Origin of the sequence: Propionicimonas sp. T2.31MG-18, assembly GCF_964266745.1 — a bacterium.
GTDB lineage: Bacteria > Actinomycetota > Actinomycetes > Propionibacteriales > Propionibacteriaceae > Propionicimonas.
Genome location: NZ_CAXWGX010000012.1, coordinates 378,391 through 398,583 on the forward strand (window position 1 = coordinate 378,391; position 20,193 = coordinate 398,583).

19 protein-coding genes and 2 pseudogenes are annotated in these 20,193 nt (G+C 69.1%); 10 read left to right on the forward strand and 11 right to left on the reverse strand.

The features are described from left to right. Window positions 1-96: 96 nt before the first annotated feature. Complete coding sequence (locus ACFQQJ_RS06745) at window positions 97-1,017, forward strand: DMT family transporter (RefSeq protein ID WP_377105221.1); 921 nt, start codon at window positions 97-99, stop codon at window positions 1,015-1,017. Window positions 1,018-2,615: 1,598 nt separating this feature from the next. Next, window positions 2,616-3,557: an NUDIX hydrolase gene (locus ACFQQJ_RS06750; protein WP_377105222.1), complete on the forward strand. Its 942-nt coding sequence runs from the start codon at window positions 2,616-2,618 to the stop codon at window positions 3,555-3,557. Between the two features lie 97 nt (window positions 3,558-3,654). Here ACFQQJ_RS06750 and ACFQQJ_RS06755 read toward each other — a convergent pair whose 3' ends face one another. From ACFQQJ_RS06755 to ACFQQJ_RS06770, 4 genes are read right to left on the reverse strand one after another with little or no spacing between them, the layout of a single operon-like run. Beyond that, window positions 3,655-4,731 (reverse strand): ABC transporter ATP-binding protein, encoded by a 1,077-nt coding sequence (locus tag ACFQQJ_RS06755; protein ID WP_377105223.1) that lies wholly within the window; start codon window positions 4,729-4,731, stop codon window positions 3,655-3,657. Beyond that, complete coding sequence (locus tag ACFQQJ_RS06760; RefSeq protein ID WP_377105224.1) at window positions 4,728-6,254, reverse strand: ABC transporter permease; 1,527 nt, start codon at window positions 6,252-6,254, stop codon at window positions 4,728-4,730. The genes ACFQQJ_RS06755 and ACFQQJ_RS06760 overlap by 4 nt, the downstream gene beginning before the upstream one ends. Beyond that, window positions 6,238-7,281 (reverse strand): extracellular solute-binding protein, encoded by a 1,044-nt coding sequence (locus tag ACFQQJ_RS06765; protein ID WP_377105225.1) that lies wholly within the window; start codon window positions 7,279-7,281, stop codon window positions 6,238-6,240. Before ACFQQJ_RS06765 ends, ACFQQJ_RS06760 begins: the two co-directional genes overlap by 17 nt. Next, window positions 7,278-9,905, reverse strand: coding sequence for an AMP-binding protein (locus ACFQQJ_RS06770; protein WP_377105226.1), 2,628 nt, complete (start codon window positions 9,903-9,905; stop codon window positions 7,278-7,280). Before ACFQQJ_RS06770 ends, ACFQQJ_RS06765 begins: the two co-directional genes overlap by 4 nt. A 60-nt stretch (window positions 9,906-9,965) precedes the next feature. On the opposite strand from ACFQQJ_RS06770, the gene ACFQQJ_RS06775 reads away from it, so the two are divergent. The 4 genes from ACFQQJ_RS06775 to ACFQQJ_RS06790 all read left to right on the forward strand — a co-directional run bounded on the left by ACFQQJ_RS06775 (window position 9,966) and on the right by ACFQQJ_RS06790 (window position 12,813). Continuing rightward, window positions 9,966-10,565 carry a 4'-phosphopantetheinyl transferase family protein gene (locus tag ACFQQJ_RS06775; protein ID WP_377105500.1) on the forward strand — a complete coding sequence of 200 codons (600 nt, stop codon included), beginning with the start codon at window positions 9,966-9,968 and terminating at the stop codon, window positions 10,563-10,565. A gap of 412 nt (window positions 10,566-10,977) precedes the next feature. Beyond that, window positions 10,978-11,538, forward strand: coding sequence for a TlpA family protein disulfide reductase (locus ACFQQJ_RS06780; protein WP_377105227.1), 561 nt, complete (start codon window positions 10,978-10,980; stop codon window positions 11,536-11,538). Next, a complete protein-coding gene (locus tag ACFQQJ_RS06785; protein WP_377105228.1) occupies window positions 11,535-12,362 on the forward strand; it encodes a cytochrome c biogenesis CcdA family protein in 828 nt (275 codons plus the stop codon). The genes ACFQQJ_RS06780 and ACFQQJ_RS06785 overlap by 4 nt, the downstream gene beginning before the upstream one ends. Window positions 12,363-12,582: 220 nt before the next feature. Beyond that, a complete protein-coding gene (locus ACFQQJ_RS06790; RefSeq protein WP_377105229.1) occupies window positions 12,583-12,813 on the forward strand; it encodes a hypothetical protein in 231 nt (76 codons plus the stop codon). Window positions 12,814-12,905: 92 nt separating this feature from the next. Here ACFQQJ_RS06790 and ACFQQJ_RS06795 read toward each other — a convergent pair. The 5 genes and pseudogenes from ACFQQJ_RS06795 to ACFQQJ_RS06815 form a co-directional block, all read right to left on the reverse strand. After that, window positions 12,906-13,644 (reverse strand): annotated as a pseudogene (locus ACFQQJ_RS06795) (IS256 family transposase); the annotation flags it as partial. Window positions 13,645-13,928: 284 nt separating this feature from the next. Next, window positions 13,929-14,489 carry a signal peptidase II gene (gene lspA, locus ACFQQJ_RS06800; protein WP_377105230.1) on the reverse strand — a complete coding sequence of 187 codons (561 nt, stop codon included), beginning with the start codon at window positions 14,487-14,489 and terminating at the stop codon, window positions 13,929-13,931. After that, window positions 14,486-16,396 (reverse strand): heavy metal translocating P-type ATPase, encoded by a 1,911-nt coding sequence (locus tag ACFQQJ_RS06805; RefSeq protein ID WP_377105502.1) that lies wholly within the window; start codon window positions 16,394-16,396, stop codon window positions 14,486-14,488. The genes lspA and ACFQQJ_RS06805 overlap by 4 nt, the downstream gene beginning before the upstream one ends. After that, complete coding sequence (locus tag ACFQQJ_RS06810; RefSeq protein WP_377105231.1) at window positions 16,393-16,752, reverse strand: ArsR/SmtB family transcription factor; 360 nt, start codon at window positions 16,750-16,752, stop codon at window positions 16,393-16,395. Before ACFQQJ_RS06810 ends, ACFQQJ_RS06805 begins: the two co-directional genes overlap by 4 nt. A 446-nt stretch (window positions 16,753-17,198) precedes the next feature. Then, a complete protein-coding gene (locus ACFQQJ_RS06815) occupies window positions 17,199-17,537 on the reverse strand; it encodes an NADH-quinone oxidoreductase subunit A (protein WP_377105232.1) in 339 nt (112 codons plus the stop codon). Between the two features lie 193 nt (window positions 17,538-17,730). On the opposite strand from ACFQQJ_RS06815, the gene ACFQQJ_RS06820 reads away from it, so the two are divergent. Continuing rightward, entirely contained in the window at window positions 17,731-18,138 is a 408-nt protein-coding gene (locus ACFQQJ_RS06820; RefSeq protein WP_377105233.1) for a DUF302 domain-containing protein, read from the forward strand. 164 nt (window positions 18,139-18,302) lie between these two features. Here ACFQQJ_RS06820 and ACFQQJ_RS06825 read toward each other — a convergent pair. Continuing rightward, a pseudogene (locus ACFQQJ_RS06825) lies at window positions 18,303-18,590 on the reverse strand (PLP-dependent transferase); the annotation flags it as partial. Here ACFQQJ_RS06825 and ACFQQJ_RS06830 point away from each other — a divergent pair. Next, a complete protein-coding gene (locus ACFQQJ_RS06830) occupies window positions 18,495-18,746 on the forward strand; it encodes a hypothetical protein (protein ID WP_377105234.1) in 252 nt (83 codons plus the stop codon). The pseudogene ACFQQJ_RS06825 and the gene ACFQQJ_RS06830 overlap by 96 nt on opposite strands. Here the strand turns inward: ACFQQJ_RS06830 and ACFQQJ_RS06835 are convergent. Continuing rightward, the gene (locus ACFQQJ_RS06835; RefSeq protein WP_377105235.1) at window positions 18,713-19,069 is read right to left on the reverse strand and encodes a hypothetical protein; all 357 of its coding nucleotides are present in this window, start codon (window positions 19,067-19,069) and stop codon (window positions 18,713-18,715) included. The two genes, ACFQQJ_RS06830 and ACFQQJ_RS06835, sit on opposite strands and share 34 nt — an antisense overlap. Here ACFQQJ_RS06835 and ACFQQJ_RS06840 point away from each other — a divergent pair. Beyond that, window positions 19,062-19,298, forward strand: a complete 237-nt coding sequence (locus ACFQQJ_RS06840) for a hypothetical protein (RefSeq protein WP_377105236.1) — start codon at window positions 19,062-19,064, stop codon at window positions 19,296-19,298. The two genes, ACFQQJ_RS06835 and ACFQQJ_RS06840, sit on opposite strands and share 8 nt — an antisense overlap. Window positions 19,299-19,316: 18 nt before the next feature. Further along, the gene (locus ACFQQJ_RS06845; protein ID WP_377105237.1) at window positions 19,317-20,120 is read left to right on the forward strand and encodes a winged-helix domain-containing protein; all 804 of its coding nucleotides are present in this window, start codon (window positions 19,317-19,319) and stop codon (window positions 20,118-20,120) included. The last annotated feature ends 73 nt before the right edge of the window (window positions 20,121-20,193 follow it).

Sequence of the window (20,193 nt, forward strand, 5' to 3'; positions counted from 1 at the left end):
TCCAGGTCCAGGACCGATCGACATGGCTGACGCCCCAGACGGCGTGTGGCCCGGTCGCGCCCGCCGGGCGTCGTGAAATCCGGGATGGGCACCGGCATGCCCCGACCGGCGCTCGTCCCGCGCCCCGGCCGGATGGTCCTGATCACCGCCGGGTGGGGCGCCTGCTTCGTCGCCATCCGCTGGGGCCTGCAGGACGCCCCCCTGCTGTGGTTCGCCGCGCTTCGCTCCCTGGTGGCCGGCGCGGTCGTGCTGCTTGCAGCCGTTGGCACCGGCTGGCGGCCGCCCCCACGGGCCGCGTGGCCATGGGTGCTCGTGCTGGGGCTGGTCAACGTGGCCCTCGCGTATGCCGCGATGTTCGCAGGGACTGCCGGGGTGAGCAGTGGCGTGGCCGCAGTGCTCGCCAACTCCCAGCCGCTGCTCATGGTGCTGCCGGCATGGCTGCTCTTCCGGGAGCGGCCCACCCGATGGGCGCTGGCCGGGCTGCTCCTCGGCTTCGTCGGCTTGGGAGTCGCGGCAGCCGCGAGCGGGGCCGGGACGGCCGGGGCGTTGCTGTCGCTGGCGTCCTCGGCGGCCACGGTCGTCGGAACCCTCATCGCCCGGCGGCTGGTGGACGTGGACGTCGTTGCGCTCACGGCGCTCCAGTTCCTGGTTGGCGGCGCCGCCCTGGCCGCGTGGGCCGCCGCTGCGGAAGGCGCGCCCAAGGTTGCGTGGACGCCTCAGTTCCTCGCAGTCCTGGCCTTCATCGCCGTGATCGGCACGGCTGCCACGAACTTGCTCTGGTTCGCCGAGGTCCGCCGCGCTGAGCTCGTCAGGCTGACCGCCTGGACGATGCTGACACCCGTATTCGGCGTTCTGCTCGGGTGGTTGCTTCTCAGCGAGGCACCCACCCCCCGCCAGTGGCTCGGGATCGTCCTGGTGCTGGCCGCACTCCCGCTCATCCAGCTCAGGTCCCCGCGCAACCACCCAGCCGCCGTCACCGGCGGCACCTCCTCCGACGCTGTCGATCCCCGGTCTTGATGAAACCTTGATCCGGCGACAGCGGAACGACAACCAGAGCTGCCGAGACTGGCTCGTGTGAGGGCACCAGCCCTCAGAACGGCAGGTTCATGATGTTGGACTTCCTTGTACGCAACTGGATCTGGATCGCGCTCGTCGGCGGCATGCTCGTCATGCACCTGCGTGGCCACGGAGGCCACGGCTCCGGTGGATGCGGAGGCGGTCATGGCCACAGCCAAGGGGAGGGCCAGGGGCATGGCCACCAGGACCGGGATGGGCAGCGGCCGACCGAGGCTTCCGGGCACGCTGGACACGAGGCGCACCGGCCCGCCGGAGCCAGAGAGCCAGCACAGGGATCAGCCCAGCCAGCCCCTCAGGACTGGCAGCCCGGGACGCGTTGGCCACAGCTCTGACGTAGCCAAGGACAACGATGACCCCTCGCCACCCAGAGGCGCCGCCCGCGGCGGCAGCTGCGCCGACGTGCTGCTGCGACACCACCGAAACCCAGCGCGCCGTGGCTGGCGCGGCCCCGTCCGCTCAGCCCTGCCCGTCCTGCGTCGCCGCTCTGGTGGCCGAACCCGACCGATTCACCGCCCTGCGGGAGGCCGTGGCCGCCGAGGCCGAGCCACTCATCGTCCTCACCGTGCTGCTGCGCTGGTGCCGGGACCACCACCGACAGCTGCAAGCCCTGATGACGGACGGACCGGTCCAGACCGCACTCGAAGCCCGGGTCGACCCGGTGCGCCGGACCATGGTCGGCACCCGCGATCGGTCCTCTCTCGACGACACTGTCCGCGGTGAGCTGGCTACCCTCTTCGCCCGGGACGACGATGTGCCTGTCGTGGCAATGGCTCACCGGGTGGCTGAACTCATCGATGAGCAATACCAGGTCAGCCTCAGCGCGTCCTTCCGCGCCCGAAGCCCCTACCGTCCCGGAGTGGGCGACCCCGTGCCGTTGGGGGCTGCGAACGTCACTGCGGTGACGACCTTGGTGCCCACCGCGCCACCGTGGCGTCTGGCGCACCGCCTCGACCAGACCCGGCACGTCCGCCTGGCCGGTGAGTGGGCCGCCCAGTTCCACGTCGTGTTCGACTACTCTCTGGCCGAAACGGGGGCACCTTTCCTGGGCGCCGATACGGTACTCGCCACCGTGCACCCCAACGCTTCCCTGGCCGACTTGGAGTTCCCCGCCGGACCCGACGGGCGCGTCTTCCACATCGGTCCCGCAGACGAGCGACGCCAAGGCGCCCAGTTGGACGCGTTGATCGGCACCGCCGTGGACCAGGGCGCGACCATCGTGGTCCTGCCCGAACTGGCCCTCACCCCAGCCCTGGCCCAACGCCTCCGCCACTGGGTCACCGACGCCGCTGGGCCCAACGTGCTGGTCGCCGGCAGCGTCCACACACCAGAGGCCGATGGAACCCGCCGTAACCGGGCCTTCACCTGGGTCCGTGGCCTGGCCCACCCCCTGGTCCACGACAAGTTCAGTCCGGCCGATCGGCCCGTGACCGAGGGCGTCGACGCCGACCCCTACCCCCAGATCCGCGTCCACGTCGGGACCGACGGGTGGCACGCGGTGGTCCTCGTCTGCCGTGACCTGCTCAACCGGGACGCCGTCCATGTCCCTCACCGAGGTCGGCGCCAACCTCGTCCTCGTGCCTGCCATGAGCGAGACACTCACCGCCTTCGGCGGCCCGGCCGCCCAGCTCGTCGGTGCGAACCGGGCCTTTGTGGTCGTCGCCAACAACCCCGCAGAATGGCCGGCCGCCACCCCCGGCGCGGCCTCGCCCCGCCCGGCCAGGGCCGTGTTCGGTCACCCCGGATTCGGGCAGCAACTGCGCCTGGTCAATGGCGCCGGGCCCGAACCCGGTGTCGCCACGCTGCGGCTGGCCTCCGGTCAAACCCAGTGGCACCCCGCCCCCAGCGAGGACCCCCAACGCAGACCCGATTGGACCCCGCCCATGCCGGACTGGGCGGCACGGGTCGCTGCCGAGAACCCAGCCGACGGCCCCGCGCTGGCCCGCCCGGTGACCCTCCGGCCCAGCGCGGTCCTGATCCTGATCACGTCCGGGCCCGCCGGACCGGAAGTGCTGCTCACTGAACGCGCCACCGACCTTGGGGACTACCCCGGTCGGGTCACCTTCCCCGGAGGCGCTCACGACCGCGACGACCACGACGCAATCGCCACAGCCCTCCGGGAAGCGCGCGAAGAAGTAGGACTTGATCCGGAAAGCGTGCACGTCGTTGCCACCCTGCCCCGGTTCGCCCTACCTGACAGCGGGTTCCTCGTCACGCCCGTCCTGGCCTGGTCGAACTCACCGTCCCTGTCCGCGCCAGCAAATATCTCCGAGGTATCCGCCGTTCGATTCGTCCCGTTGATCGACCTGATCGCAAGGACGCCTTCACCCAGGGATCCCTCGATCGACGCCCGACCACCACTGAAGCCACGACGCCACGCAGAGCTGCGCGCGAGTCTGGCGCCGATGACCCGCACCCTGATCGATCTCGCTGCCTTCTGGGTGCTCCCGGCCCTCGATGGCGCCCCCAACGCATCCCGATAGGTTCGCGCTACCTCGAGCTCAGCCGGACCTCCGCTGCCTTCTCTTCCGGGAACCTGAGCGCAGTCGTGGGGCGCGACCGATCCCCGCTTCGGCTGCCTCAGCCGGACACTGTCGCGACGGGCGGATTCGTGCGCCGGTCCGGGAAGGTGCGGACGGGACCCTGTACCGACACGCCCACCCGATCGCCGGGGGCGGGGGCCTGCGGGCCCATGACGCGCGCCCGCAACGGAGAGACCCCGGCAGGATCGGCGAGGACAAGCTCGACCAGTGCGTCGTGTCCGAAGTAGGTCACCCTGCCGACGGTGGCGTCGAGCGCCCCCGCCGTCGCGGCGGTGAGGCTGATCTGCTCGGGACGGATCATGACCTCGACAAGTCCCCCGGGCTGTGGGCCCGAGACGGGCAGCCTGCCGAGCCGGCACTCGACCTGTCCGTGGGCCGCGGTGCCGGGGAGAAGCACGGTGTCGCCGAGGAAGGTGGCCACGCCGGTGTCGACGGGTTCGCGGTAGACCACCTCCGGGCGGCCCACCTGACGGAACCGCCCGGCGGCGAGGATGGCCACCTCGTCGGCGATGGAGAGCGCCTCCTCCTGGTCGTGGGTGACCAGGATCGCGGTGGCGCCCGCGCCCTTCAGTGCCCGAGCGGTCGCCTCGCGGGTGGCAGCGCGCAGCGTGGCGTCGAGCGAGGAGAAGGGCTCGTCGAGCAACACCAGGGCGGGCCCGGGGGCCAGCGCCCGCGCGAGGGCCACCCGCTGCTGCTGGCCGCCGGACAGCTGATCCGGGCGCCGGTCGGCCATGGATGCGGGCAGGTCGACCAGGTCGAGCAGTTCCAGGACCCGCTCGCGGTGACGGCGGCGGGGTCTGGGGAGGCCGAAGGCGATGTTCCCGGCCACGGAGAGGTGGGGGAACAGCGCACCGTCCTGCCGGACGTAGGCGACGCCCCGGCGCTCGGGCGGTACCCAGGTGCCCGGCCCGACGACGGGGGAGCCTCCGACGGCGACGGTTCCCGAGCGTGGGGGGAGAAAGCCTGCGATGACCCGGAGGAGGGTGGTCTTGCCGCTGCCGGAGCCTCCGAGCACGGCCGTTGTGGTGCCCTCGCGAACGGTCAGGTCGACCTCGGAGAGGACTTCCTCGCCGCCGTAGCCTGCTGTGACGCCGCGCAGGACAACTTCACTCATGGCACCTCCACGATCTGCCGACGGAGAAGGATGGTCAGCGGGGCCGACAGCGCCACCATCACGGCGGCGTACGGGGCGGCGGCCGCGTAGTCGAGTTCACTGGCCTCGCGCCAGAACGCCAGGGCGAGGGTGTCGGTTCCGGTGGGTGCGAGCAGGAGGGTTGCGGTCAGCTCCGTCCCGACAGCAAGAGCGACGAGCACCATCCCGGTCAACACGGACGGCCCGATCAGAGGCAGGACCACGCGCCGGAAGGTTGCCCCGCCGCCCAGCCCGAGCGAGCGGGCGGCCTCGGCGAGTTCGGGGCGGGACGCGGCGAGGCCGGCGCGCAACGACACCATGGCGCGGGGGAGGAACAGGATGGCGTAGGCGACGACGATGAGTCCGACGGTCTGGTACATCGGGCGTGCCCACCGTACCGAGAGGGTTACCAGGGCGAGGCCCACGACGACCCCGGGGAGCGCGCTGGCGAGGTAGGTGGCCCGCTCGAGGAGCAGCGTGCGGGCCGAGTGATGGCGGGCCAGCAGCCAGGCCCCCGGCAGTGCGGCGGTGGTCGCCGCTGCCGCGCCGAGGAGGGCCAGGCCCAGCGTGCTGATCGTGACCTGGGCAAGGTGCGCGCCGACCGGCCCAGCCCCGGACGGGGCAGCGACCAGCCAGCGGATCACGGTCACGATCGGTACCAGGAGAGATGCGGAGACCAGCGCGGTCAGGAAGGCCAGGGCGGGAGCCGTCCACGCGCCCAGTCGCGCCGGCGCGGGGCGGCGCGGGGCTCCGGCGCCGACTTGCGCGACCCGGCGCCGGCCTCGGGCCAGCACTTCGGCGACGAGGGCCAGCAGGCAGAGTCCGAGCAGCACTGATGCGAGCAGGCTTCCGGAGGCGTCGCTGAAGCCGACGGCGTAGCGTTGCATGATCGCAGTCGTGAACGTCTGGAAGCGCATCATCTCCAGGACGCCGTACTCGGCGAGCAGGTGGAGCGTGACCAGCAGGGCGCCGCCACTCAACGCGGGGCGCAGTCGCGGCAGCACGGTGCGCATTACGGCAGCCGCCGGGGAGAGACCGAGAGAGCGGGCGGCCTCCTCGTCACCACCGTCCAGAGCGCGTAGGAGGGCCGCCGCGGGAAGGAACACGAACGGGAAGTAGGCCATCGAGGTGACCAGGGCGGCGCCGGTGAAGCCGGTGAGTTCCGGCGCCACAGTCACCCACGCGTAGGCGCTGACGAACGCCGGCACTGCGAGCGGGGCGAGCAGCAACCCCCGCCACACCCCGGCCCCGGGCAGGTCGGTGCGTTCGACGAGCCATGCTGCGATGGCGCCCACGACCACCGTGGCGGGCACGGTTGCGCCGACGAGCAGGGCGGTGTTGCCCAGCAGTTCACCGACCCGGGGGCGGAACAGGTAGTCGGCCGCGAGCTGGGTGCCGGCGGAGAGCGCGTTGGCGACGACGCCCAGCAGCGGCAGGACGGTGAGGGCGGCGACCGCGGTGGCGAGCAGGAGGACGCCGCCGGGCGCCCTAGAGGATGCCTGCATCAGTCATCAGCGAGACCACAGTCTCGGAGTTGAGCGCCGACGGGTCGACGACCGGGGCGTACAGGCCGGCCAGGGGCGGCAGTGCCGGGTCCGACTCGACGCCGGCGCCCACCGCGTACTCCATCGATCCGCTCTCGACGAGGATGCGCTGGCCCTCGGGACTGGTGATGTAGGCGAGGAACTGCTGCGCCTCGGCGCTCATGTCGGAGGAGGCGAGCACTCCACCGGCGGACAGGCTGACGAAGGCGCCCGGATCCTGGCCGCCGAAGTAGTGGAGGGCGGTGTTGGCGCTGCCCTCCTTCGTCCCGGCCTGGTCGCGGTACCAGTAGTAGTGGTACATGATGCCGATCGGGACCTGACCGGCGTTGACCGCGTTCATGGTGGCGATGTTGTTCTGGTAGACCTCGGCGTTGTCTGCGAGGGCTTTGAGCCAGGCGGCCGTCTCGGACTCGCCCCGCTCGGCCAGCATCCCGGCCACGATGGCCTGGAAGTCGGCCCCGCCCGGGGCGCCGCCCCAGCGCCCGGCCCATTCCGGGCTGGCGAGGTCCATGATCGAGGACGGGAGTTCGTCGGCACTGATCTGGGCCGGGTTGTAGACCAGGACCGTGGAGCGGGCGGCGATCGGCGTCCAGAGTCCCGACGAGGGTGCCAGCCCTTCGGACAGCTGGCCGTGGGTCGTCGCCGCAACCGGTGCGAGGAGGCCGGCGCGCTCGACCACGGTCATGGCGGGGGAGTTCTCGGTCAGGAAGACATCGGCGGGGGACGCTTCTCCCTCGGCCACGATCATCTGGCCCATGGAGGAGTCCTGGCCCTCCCGGACCTGAGTTCGGATTCCCGTCCTGGCGGTGAATCCACTGGCCCAGGCCTCGGTGACGTTACGGTGCTGCGAGGAGTAGATCTGCAGGACACCGGGCTGCGCCTGGAAGGTCTCCTGTGGCGGGGCCGAACCCGCTGAGCAGGCTGTCAGGGCGAGCCCAAGCGCCGGTGCGATCAGGGCGGCCGTCCGGAGACGGTGAGTGCGGGTCACGGGAGCCTTTCGTTCGAGTTGGTGGGGAGTGGGACCAGGCCCTGGAGCCGCCGCACGGGACCGTCCGCCAGGCGCCAAAGGAGGCAGCCGGTCGCGAGCGAGAGGACCGCCCCGGTGAGGGGATCGGACGCGAAGGTGATGATCTGGAACTGGACGAGGTAGATGTAGAGGGATGCCGCAGCCAGCAGGCTCACCACAGGGACGGCCGGCGCAGGGAGACGCACGCTGCGCAGCAGGGTGAGCGCCACGATGCCGGCGATGACCACGGCGTTGCGGGCGGGGTCGGCGGGGAAGAACCCGACGCCCCCGACGACGGCGAGAACCAGGGTGAGGCCGCGCCGCCAGCCGGTGTCGGCGTGCGCCGCCGCGGCGCCCAGCGTGAACAGCCAGATCGTGGTCGGCATCATGCCGCGCAGCAGACCTTCTCCCTCGTTCAGGATGACGAATCGTGGGACGAGGGCGAGGGTCGTCAGGATCATCGCAACCCGCCAGGGATGACGTCGCCACGCCCGGGAAGCGGCCGGGATGGACAACACAGCCGTGATCGTCGCGGTGCAGGCGAGGAGTGTGTCCACGAACCAGAACTCGTTGTGGCTGGCCTGGGACACGGGGCCGGTCAACCAGTTCACCAGCAGCACGTTGCCCCACCCGTAGCGCCCCCCGTTCGCCATGCCGATGAGCGCGACCACGATCGTGGGGACGGCTACGCCGACGAGGGTCCGGGCACCCGCCCGCCAGCGGCCCCCGACAGTAGGTGCCGAGAGGCCGAAGCGAGCGGCGTTGAAACCCGCAACCGCCAACAGGGTGTGCGCGCCGCCGCGGAACGTGAAGAGGTCGGCGTGCGAGCCGAGGATGAGCACCACAGCCACGGCGCGGATCGCCACTGACGCCTCCACCGAGTGCCAGACACGCCAGGACCACCAGCCGCGGGGCTGGTCGGACGACCACCGTGACGCTGTGAGGTGGTTCGCGCGGGTGGTGCCGAGCTCGACTAGTTCGGCCAGCGGGCGGTGGTGCCAGTTGGGCGGGAGCGGGCCGAGGAGGCCTTCGAGGCGCACCGAGGCCTGGACGTGGCTGAGCGAGTCGCCGCCGTGCTGGACGAAGGTGCGGCGCAGGTCGATGGCGTCTCGTCCGAGGACGTGACGGATCGCGGTCGCGACGTCGGTGGCCAGCGAGGGGACGCCACCCCCGGCCCTCGTCTCCCGGGTGGTCGCAACCCGGGTGCTCTTCACCAGTGCCGCGCACAGCGGTCGGTCGAGCTTGCCGCTGGGCAGGCGTGGCAGGTCCATCGCAGTGGCGTGGACCGCGGCCGGTCCCAGCCCGGAGGCCCGGGCGGCGAGGTCGCGGGCGCGATGCTCGAGAGTGGCGGCCGGCGTCCCGGGCTGCGGCTGGACTGCGACGGTGAGGCCGTCCTCGTCCCCGTTCACGCAGGCGGTCAGGCCCGCGGCGGTGAGCGCTTCCTCCACGCGCGCCACATCGACCCGGAGCCCCATCACCTTGACGAACCCGGATCGTCGACCGTGGAGTCGGAGCAGGCCGTCGTCCCCGATGGTGCCGAGGTCGCCGGTACGGAGTTCGGTGAGCATGGCGCCGAGGGCCAGATCGTCGGGGTGCTCGGCGTAACCCATCATGACCCCCGAGCCCCGTACCAGGACCTCACCGACACCGTCGGCAGCCTCCGGCACGGTCGGGTCGACCCGCACCGACGTGCCTGCCACCGGCCGGCCCACGGCGTCCGGGTGCCGGGCGACGTCGGTCGGGTCGAGGACGCAGATGCGTGCGGTCGCCTCGGTTTGGCCGTACATCACCGCGAGCCCCCAGCCGTGCTCGCGCCCGAGGGCGGCCGTTCGCAAGACACGCTCGCGGGGCATCCGTCCCCCCGCCTGGGCGATGAGGCGTAGCGAGGGATGCGGCCTGTTCAGGACGCCCGTCGATTCCATGAGTTCGACCGAGTGCGGCACCACCGCCAATGTCGTGACGCCGAGTCGGTCGACGACGTTCCAGGTCTCCCGGGCCAGCAGCGAGCCGTCGTGCAGCACCACTGAGGCCCCGGCGACGAGATGGGAGTGCAGGACCGACAGCCCGAAGCAGTAGTGGAGGGGCAGGCTGGTGAGCGCACGGTCGTGCTCGGTAAGGCGGAGCGCAGCGGCGATCGCGGAAGCGTTGCTGAGGATGTTGCGGTGGGCGAGCCGGACGAGCTTCGGGGAGCCGGTGCTGCCCGAGGTGCTGAGCAGCAGCGAGAGCTCGGGGTGCAGCAGGTGTTGAGGCGTGGTCGAGCGGACCTCGAAGGGACGGTCCGGGTCTCCGGTGGCGACGAGGTCGGGCCGATACCGGCCCAGAATCGTCTCGGCCGCTGCCGGCGTCACCAGGGCAGCGTGTCCAGCCGCCAGCGTCGCGAGGTATCCCGTCACGCTGTCCACGTCGGGACGCAGCGGCACATGGACCAGCCGGCGCCCGCTCCCGACGTCCGGCAGCCGGGCGGCGAGCTCCTCGACCATCTCGCCCAGCCGGACGTGGGAGAGGACCGCGCCAGAGGTGCTGATCAGCGCCGGTCGATCGGCCGATGGCCCACGGTGAGTCGGCAACAGGCTGCGGCGTGTGGCCGGGGCCGTCAGGAGACTCACGCAGGTAAGGCTATCCTAACTGGATTAGGTCACAGAATCGGAGTGTAAATCGTGGACGTCATGGTCTGGTGGACCACTCTCACCGCTGCCGACCGGTCAGTCCTCGATCTGCTTGACCCCACAGAACGGGCGCGGGTCGACTCCCTCGATCGTCCCGCAGACCGCGCGAGATCTCTCCTTGGCGCTGCCCTGCTCCGCGTGGCTGTTGCCGATCGGATGGGAGTCTCGCCCGCGGACGTGGTCATCGACCGGACCTGCAACGAATGTGGAGGCCCGCACGGCGCCCCAAACATCGTGGGACCGGGTACACCCGCCCAGTGGGCCGCGGTGTCCCACTCAGGCCTGCTGGTCGTCGTCGCCGTGAGCGGACACGGCCCCGTGGGGGTGGACGTGCAACGCCTATCCGATCTCGACAGCGCGGCGCGCGGTCCACGGTGGGTGCGCAGCGAGGCCCTGCTCAAGGCGCAGGCGACCGCACACCGAACACTCGACCCCGCCAGGCCTACGGAGGTTGGTTGCCCTGTAGTGCGCGAGCTGTCCGCGCCACTGGACGGCTACGCCGCCGCGCTAGCTGTCATGGCCCAGGGGACGCTGAAGATCGCGGTACGCCACTGGCCGCCGGAACCGGGACGGCTCGTTCGATCGACGAGGATCAGTTGAGGCTGCGTTGTGGGACACGACCGCCCCATGGGTGCGAGTCGGTTTCCAGACGTACTGACCGCTCGGGCGACCCTGACCTCCTCGGCCTGGGTCTGCGTGGCCCAGTAGCCGGCGTCATGCTCACCAAAGGACTCCCAGACGGGAACGTCCGGGAGAACTCACGAATCGAGGGGAATCTTCAACCTTGACAGCTGCTCATACAGTTGGGCGTGAGCTGGCTGCCGGGATCAGTGGCGTGGGTCGAGGATGGTGAGAGTGTGTCGCTTACTACCAACTGTGCGGCAATCGCCGGCGTCCGAATCAGGCTGCCGCACGAGTCTGAACAGAAGATCGGGTCGCAGCCGTTATGAACGCCGTCGAGGCGGTCCGGCGCACACGGCCCGTTGTGTGGGGTCTTTGCGTCGTCGCATTGGTGTCCATCGTCATCTTGTGGAGCCCGTGGACGAACACCGACAACCGTGGAGCGCCTGCTGCGGGCGTTCAGGCCGGCCTCCAGACCAAGCCGGGCCTAGACCTCTACCCTCCCGGAAAGCGCGTTGGAGCACCCAAGCTTGAAGGCACCACGCTAGATGGCGAGGCATTCTCCCCGTCGGGCTTGGCGGGCAGCATCGTGGTTATCAACGTGTGGGGATCGTGGTGCGCACCTTGTCGGGCCGAAACTCCTGACCTGGTTCGACTAGCCAACGAGTACGCCAATAAGGGTGTTCGCTTCGTCGGCATCAATACCCGGGACAACCTCGACGCAGCAAAGGCCTTTGTGAGGACCTTCAGGGTGCCGTACCCAAGCGTTCAAGACATCAATGGCGAAGTGTTGCTCGCTTTCCGGGACACCATCCCCACCACAGTGGTCCCCACCACCCTCGTCGTCGATACTCATGGCCAAGTCGCCACCCGAGTCATCGGGCCCGTCACCTACAACACCCTCAAGGGCATACTCAAGGACGAGATCGCCCTCGGTGAGGCCAACAGGTGAACCCCGGCGATCTGGTCGCGTACGGACCCCTGCTTGTCGCTATCCCGGTGGCTATGGCTGCCGGGTTGGTGTCGTTCCTCAGTCCTTGCTGTCTACCGCTGGTGCCCGGCTATCTCGCCTATGTCACCGGCACCGCGGGCGCCGACGCAGCCTCTGCCAACACGCAACCAACCAACCATCCCAGCGGCACCGCGCACACGGCCACCCCTGTCGCAGCGAGAACTCCCCGACCGCGCGGCCCCAGTCGCACGGTCATTGGAACCTTGCTCTTCGTGCTCGGTTTCGCCGCCGTCTTCACCAGTTACGGGGCTGCGTTTGGTGCCGCCGGAACCCTGCTACTCAAGCACCAAGACCTCATCATCAAGGTACTGGGCGTCTTCACCATTCTGCTAGGGCTGATATTCGCCGGCGTCTTGGGACGTATTCCACTGTTCGCCCGCTCGTTCCGGGTGAGCTTCAAGCCTCGCCTCGGCGTCGCGAGCGCGCCTCTGCTGGGCGTCCTCTTCGGGGTCGGGTGGACACCTTGCATCGGCCCTACACTCGCGGCCGTTCTCGGCCTGTCATTCAGTACCGGCGGCGCCGGTCGAGGAGCGTTACTGTCCTTCGCCTACAGCGTCGGCCTCGGGCTACCCTTCCTGTTGGCAGCCATGGGTATCCAACGAGCGTTCAAGATGTATGCGCTCGCCCGCCGTCATGCTCGCCGGATCACTCAGGTCGGCGGCGTCTTGCTGATGGCTGTGGGGATCATGCAGGTCACCGGCATCTGGGCTTCGATCATCGCGCAGCTACAGGTGCTCGTCGCCAATTGGCAAACTCCGCTGTGAGACGACAGTCGAAGGTGAGCCACACCGAGCCGCTCCAGTCCTGAGGTGGTGTGGACGACGCTCGGATTCTGGTCGGTCTCGCCCGGAGCAAATGATCAGAACCTGTGAATGGTCTTCGCCGGGGTGACGTGAGGGAACGTACCATCCCGAGGCTGATCTGAAGTCCTTGTAGCTCTTGATCGGGACCGGCGTTGGGGCGCTGGTTCAGGAAGGTACGTCCATGCTCAAACCCTGCGACACACCGCCGCCATGCGGTTCCTCCACGCCGGGCATCGACACCAGCGTGATCGCGCTATGGCTTGGCCACGAACAAATCGCCACCACCGGCATCCATCTCCACGCCGACCTCGTCATCAAACAACAAGCCCTCGACCGGACCCGGCTACCCGACATCCCCGCCGGCCGCTACCAACCCGACGACGCACTCCTGACCTGGCTCACCAACCTGTGAAGGCCACGCGATTATGCCGAACGATCCACCCCTCACGCCGTCCTGACAAGCACAAACGAAACCGAACTCGGCATAACCAAGACGTCGGGATGATGCGCGATGCACTGCTGCACGACGGTGCGGTCCCCGGTGGTGGTGATCGCCCCCGGCAGGCCCTTCAGCCCATCACAGACAGCGATCAGCACATCGTCGACGCCGCGGTTCTTCAGCTCGGAGAAGACCTGCAGCCAGAAACCTCGCCCCTTCGGCGCCGTCGCCTGCCCAGATCCCCAGGATGTCCCGCTCCCCGTTGGTGGTGACGCCCATTACAACGTAGAACGGGGTGTTGCGGACCTGGCCGTCGCGGACCTTGACCACGATGGCGTCCACGAAGATCACCGGATAGAGCGGGTCCAGCGGTCGGCTGGACCATTCGGCCAGCTCACCGGCGACCTTCTCGGTGATCCGGCTGATGGTGTCCTTGGACACCCTGGCGCCGTACACCTCCTCGAAGTGGGCGGCGATCTCCCCGGTCGGGAGGCCGCGGGCACTCAGCGACAACACGATCTGGTCGATCCCGTCCAGGCGCCGTTTCCGCTTCGGCACGATCACCGGCGTGAATGAGCCGTCGCGATCCCTCGGGACCTCGATCTCGACCGGGCCGATCTCGGTCAACACCGTCTTGGCCCGGGTCCCGTTACGCATCTTCGTGCCCAGCGGCGCCGCGCCATGTTCGTGGCCCAGGTGCTCGGTCAGTTCCGCCTCCAAGGCGGACTCCAGGACCTGCTTGGTCAGCCCGGACAACAACCCGCCCGGGCCGACCAGGGACATCCCCTGAGCCTTCGCCTGGGCGAGTAGCTGCTCAGTGAGCTGCCTCTGATCGATGATCTCTCCCGTCACGGGGTCGATCATCTCCACCATCTCGGTCGTGTCAGTAACGGCCGTCTCCCGTCGGATCAGGCCGGACCCATACACACCGTTAATCCGACATACATCTATGCCGACATCGGGATAGGTCGATGAGCTCGGCTACATGGAACGACAAACGAGGAGCCGAGCTCCTCTTTCAAGTCCTCACCGAACGCGAAGGAAGGCCTCCGTGTACGGGCAGTCGACGATGTGCAGGAGTTCGACCTTCATGAGGCGTCTCCGGTTTGTTCATTGTTCGTCGCTTGGTGTGGGCCTGACCGGAGGAGGTTCAGGCAGATGAGGACGACGCCGAGCACGACGAAGACGTCGGCGATGTTTCCGATGACGAGGTCGCCGTAGGCGAGAAAGTCGGTGACGTTCCCGCGCGCGAAGGCGGGTGGGTTCCAGAGCCGGTCGGCGAGGTTGCCGGCTGCACCGCCGAGGACCAGCCCCAGCGCAAGGCTCCATCGTGCACCGCGTAGTCGCGCGGCGAAAGTGACCACACTCCCGGCGGCGAGGGCCCCGACGAGGGTGAAGATCCAGGTGGCTCCGGAGCCGAGCGAGAACGCGGCCCCGGGGTTGTAGACCAGGGACAGGCCGAACAGGTCGCCGAGCAGCGGGATCCGGTCACCCGGGGCTAGCTGAGCCGCAGCGAGGGCCTTCGAGCCCTGGTCGAGCACGACGGCGATCACGGCAACTACCAGGGTGACGGGCAGCGCTCTCGTCTGCTTCGGCCGTGCGCCAGCACTTTCGTCCTCGACCTGGGCGGCGAGGTTCTGCCTGGTCATGCGCGTGTTCTAGCCGCGCGCAGGCCGTTTAGGATGACGACGACCTCGGCGATCTCGTGCACGAGGACCACCGCGGCAAGCCCCAGGACTCCGAATAGCGCCAGCGGGAGCAGTGCGGTGATGATCAGCAGCGAGAGGATGATGTTCTGGTTGATGATGTGCCGCCCGCGGCGAGCGTGGTCGAACGCGCGCGGGAGCAGGCGCAGGTCGTGGCCGGTGAAGGCGACGTCGGCGGATTCGATCGCGGCGTCGGAGCCGGTCGCGCCCATCGCGATGCCGATGTCGGCGGCGGCCAGCGCTGGAGCGTCGTTGATGCCGTCCCCGATCATCGCGACGGAGCGGTTTTCGCCTAGTTCGCCGATGGCCGCGGCTTTGTCCTCCGGGCGCAGCTCAACACGCACGTCGTCAATCCCGGCCTGCGCGGCCAGGGCGCGGGCGGTGCGGGCGTTGTCGCCGGTGAGCATGGTGACCCTGATGCCTTGCGCGGCGAGGGTGCGGACGACTTCGGGGACCTCGGGGCGCAGCTCGTCGCGCACGCCGATCGCGGCGACAGGCTCACCGTCGCGGTGCACGATCACAACCGTCATGCCCTGCTCCTCCAGGGCCGCGACCTGGTCGCCCAGGCCTTCGGCGTCGAGCCAGCGAGGGCTGCCCACGGTGATCCGCGCGCCATCGAGGATGCCTTCGATGCCGTGCCCGGCCTGCTCGGTCACATCCTCGGCCGCGGCCGCTCCAGGTGCCGCGGCAGTGATCGCGGCCGCGAGAGGGTGGGTACTGTGCTGCTCCAGCGCGGCCGCCCAGGCTAGCGCCTCCGACTCGGTGACCCCGTCGGCGGTGAGCACGGCGGTGACGACGGGCTGGTTGCGGGTCAGGGTGCCGGTCTTGTCGACGGCGACGTGGCGGATCACGCCGAATCGCTCGAACACGGCACCGGACTTGATGATCACGCCGAACTTGCTCGCCGAGCCGATCGCAGCCACGACGGTCAGCGGGACGGAGATCGCCAGCGCGCACGGGGACGCCGCCACGAGCACCACGAGGGCGCGGGTGATCCACAGATGCGGTTCGCCGAGGATCGACCCGATGATCGCGACCAGAATGGCCAGGATCAGCACGCCGGGGACCAGGGGGCGGGCGATGCGGTCGGCGAGGCGGGCGCGGTCGCCTTTCTCAGTCTGAGCCTGTTCCACCAGCTCGACGATCGTGGTGAGCGAGTTGTCGGTGCCCGCCGCGGTCGTCTCGACCTCCAACGCCCCTGCCGTGTTGATCGCCCCGGCCGAGACCGCGTCGCCGGGCTCGACCTCGACCGGGATCGACTCCCCGGTGATCGCCGAGGTGTCCAGGCTGGAGCGCCCGGACCGGATGACGCCGTCGGTCGCGACCCGCTCGCCTGGGCGCACCAGCATGAGCTGCCCGACTTGGAGGTCCTTCGCGGCGACCTCGACAGCTGCGCCACCCCGGCGAACCGTCGCGGTCTCAGGGACCAGCTTGAGCAGCGCCCGCAGCCCGCCACGGGCGCGGTCCATCGCCTTGTCCTCCAAGGCTTCGGCAATCGAGTAGAGGAACGCCAACGCGGCAGCCTCCTCGACGTAGCCGAGGATGACCGCGCCGACCGCGCTGATCGTCATCAGCAGGCTGATCCCCAGCTTGCCCTTGAGCACCTTCCGGATCGCGCCCGGCACGAACGTCGACGCGCCCAGCAGCAGGGCGACCCAGAACAGCACCAGCGAGGCCGTCTCAGCGGGCTCGCCGACCGTCCACTCAACGACCAGTCCAGCGAGGAACGCGACAGCGGAGAATACCGGGACCATGATCCCGCGGTCCCGCCACCAGGGACGCTCAGCCTCCTCTGCCTCTTCATCCGGCCTGGCCTCAGGCTCGTGCTCGCAGCCGCACGCCGCACTCACTCGCCCGCCCCCGTCCCGCAGCAGCCCGGCACCGTGCACGCAGCATCCACGCACCGCGCGTGCTCGTCGACCGCGAGGGTCACGTCTACGAGTGCGGTGAGCGCCGCCGCGAGATGCGGATCGCCGATCTCGTACCGCGTCTGCCTGCCCTCAGGCCGGGCGACCACGATCCCGCAGTCGCGGAGGCAGGTCAGGTGATTGGAAACGTTCGAACGGGTCAGCTCTAGTTCACGCGAGAGCACTGCCGGGTAGCTCGGCCCGTCGAGCAGGGTCATCAGGATCCGGGAGCGCGTCGGGTCGGCCATGGCCCGGCCGAGCCGGTTCATGACATCAAGACGCGAAGCAATAGTCAGCATGCACTGAACTATACAGTGGTCACTGACTCATTGTGCGTATGACACGAACTCGGCGACGAGCGCGAGTGAGACGGCGCCCCAGAGCTGCCTGCCGGCGATGACGGAGTTCACTGCTTGTCCGGACGCCATCCTTCCCTGCCGGTCGACCACGATCATGGGGACGGCGTTCGACGCTGCCCCATCCGCGAACGCGCGGAGCACCCTTGACGACGAGACGTGCCACACAACACCATCAGCGCTTGGGGACACCCGCTCTCTCACCCGTTGACCGGGCCGTGGTGGTCCCGAATCCGAATGGCAAGCCGGTCCCAGATCAGATTGACATTCTCATACGGCACCGTTCGCGCTGATCGTCTTGAGCAGGCTGATCCCCAGCTTCTACTTGCCAAGTTTCCGCATCGCGCCGGGGGTGAATGTCGAGGCGCCCGACGGCAGGCCGATCCTACCTACGCCCCGACCCAGCCGTCGCAGGTCGACGCGCACGGGCAGGCGTGGATGCCCTCCATCGGCCTCTCCGATCGAGAGCACTCATCCGATGTGTCCGTCGCGGGGAGGGCCCACGGGTACATGAAGAGCATCTCGATGTCGAAGGCGAGGAACAACAATGAGGGAAGGTACCAGCGCACGTGGTAACGCGAGAGCGCATGCTCCTCAGGCTGCCATCCGGACTGGAACGGCAGCGCCACGAACGGATCGCTCGCGACAGCGGCGACGCGGTGCACCAGATAGAGGCCCAGGAGGAAGACGACGGCGACCAACGCCATCATGACCAGACCCGCGAGCACCGCCAACTCCTACCCCATGGGGGAGCCTGACTAACACCCCCCCTCGAACGACCGGTCCGTCATGCCCATAGCTGCCAATCACTTGTCGAGGCCCTGAGCCCATCGCTTTCCGGACCGCGACAGTCCCGCCTGCAGCCGACTCTGTCTTGACCTCAGCTCTGGGACTACTTTGGTCAAGGGCACCTACCCAACGATGCAGGAGGAAGAGATGGGCTACGCCCTTAGTACCACCATCGACCAGCCGTTCGACTCGACCCTCGCCGCGACCCGGGAGGCGCTGGCCGCCCAGGGCTTCGGCGTACTGACCGAGATCGACATGGCCGCCACCCTGCAGAAGAAGCTCGGCGTGGAGATCAGGCCGCAGGTCATCCTCGGCGCTTGCAACCCGCCCAGCGCGTACGAGGCGCTGCAGGCGGAGGAGTCCATCGGACTGCTGCTGCCGTGCAACGTCGTCGTGCGATCCGTCGACTCCACGACCACCATCGTGGAGGCCATCGACCCGCAGACGATGCGCGAACTCACCGGCAACGCGGCGATGCAGCCGATCGCAGAGCGGATCGGCGGCCTGCTCCAAGCCGCACTGGACAGTCTCGGGAACTGATACCCCGACCTCCGACGGTCTCCGCCACAGTCCATTGTCTCCTGTCGGTCAGACGGCCTCCTGGACGCCGCGACGAGGACGGGATCGGGCTCGGGGAGCGCACCGAGGGCCTGGTCGATGTCGGCGATGATGTCGTCCACGTGCTCGATGCCGATCGACAGGCGCACGAGCTCGGGTGCGACGCCCGCCGCTTGCAGCTCGTCGTCCGTGAGCTGGGAGTGGGTCGCCGAGGCGGGGTGGATGACGAGGGACTTGGCGTCGCCGCTGTTGGCCAGATGCGAAAACAGCTGGAGCTCCTCCACCAAACGGGACCCGGCCTCCCGTCCGGCCTTGAGCCCGAAGGAGAGGATTCCGCCGTGGTTCCGCTGGTGATCGTGGCGGTGCTCAGTGGCACCACTGCGGTATGCCGGCGCCGGTGGCTGGCCGCGCTGCGGGACCTCGGTGACCGCCAGGTCATCACCGAAGGCTTCGGCCCGGTACTGGCCGCGATGATCCGCTCCCGCTCGCGCAGCGTTCCCGACCTCCCTCGGGCCGGCACTCTCGACCAGCGCCACACCGGCCGCGAGGCCGAGCTTCAGCCGGCCGTCAGGAAGCGGGCATGTCGATGAACACCGACCCGGATGTGGTTGCGGACGGCCTGCGGGCGTGGGTCCGCGGGATCTATCCGCTCGAGGCCGGCGTCGAGTTGCTGATCCGCAGCTGCGGTGGCCGGTTCGCCAGCAGCGGGATGCGCTGGGTCCAGCCCGGTGAGGATCCGGGCTGGTGGCGGGTCGATGTCGACCAGCGCAGCGCGGACAACTTCGCCGCGCTGTCGGGCGGTGAGACCCGCATCCTGCGCATCGCGGCTGCTCTGCTCGGCGGCACCCCCGTCAACCTGTACGAAGCCATTCCCGGGCTGGACCGGGACCACGCCCAGCTGCACCTTGCGCATCGAAGACCTGATGTCGGAACTGCGCGATCTGTACACGATCGTGATCGTCACCCAAAACATGCAGCAGACCGCGCGTGTGGCGGACCGAACCGCCTTCTTCACCGCGACGGTGGACGAGACCACCGGCGACCGGACCGGTGAGCTGGTCGAGTTCGACCTGACGATCACCATCTTCGAGTCGCCGTCGGATCCTCGCACCGAGGCTTACATCACCGGACGCTTCGGCTAGACCCCGACAGGCTGATCGATGACGCTCACCGCCGAACAGGCACGCAACAAGGATCTCTCCGACCACATCCGGCACCTCCCCGACCCGGACCGGCTGAAGATCGTCCTCCTCGATGATGATTCTGCCGCCAAGACGTTGCGCGACGAGCTTGGCGAGTCCGGGATCGCCATTCAGGTCTTCGCCGAACCGGTCCGCGCAGTGGCCGCCGCAGCGCACGGCGCCGCGTCGCTGTTCATCCTCAGCTGCCACCTCGACCCGCGCGACCTCCAAGTGGTCACCGAGGCCATCCGCCATCAACTGGGGGTGCCGGTCGCGCTGGCCTGCGACCGCTGGGATGCAGATCTCGTCGGGCCAGCCATCCTGGCCGGGGCCAGGCCGATACTCACCTTGCCCTACTCCAGTGAGGACCTGATCGCCGCCATCGACACGCTCCCGACGCGCGCACGACCCGCGCCGTCGCTGTGCGCAGGCGACCTCGTCCTGAATCTCGCGGCCCACGACGTATCGGTGGCCGACCAGCACGTGGACCTCAGCCCAACAGAGTTCAACGCACTCCACCTCCTGCTGATCATCACCGACACCACCGTTGCCCGTTCAGCCTTTGCATCTGCACTGTGGCCAAACCGGGTGCCGCCAAGCACGGCGATCACCTCAGTGACGAGGCGGCTACGCCGAAAGCTGACCGCCGCAGGGCTCCCCGCAGCGCTCCGTACGGTTCGTTCACTCGGCTACCGGCTGGATTCGGCAGGTTGTGCGCGCGGCGCACCGAGCAAGGACGTGACGCGCTCATCCACTTCGTCGACAATCCTCGCCACCTCCTGAGGGGTGCGTCCGACCGGGTCCTGAATCTTCCAGTCCAGACATGGCGACCGGGGATCACCGGACACGCATCACC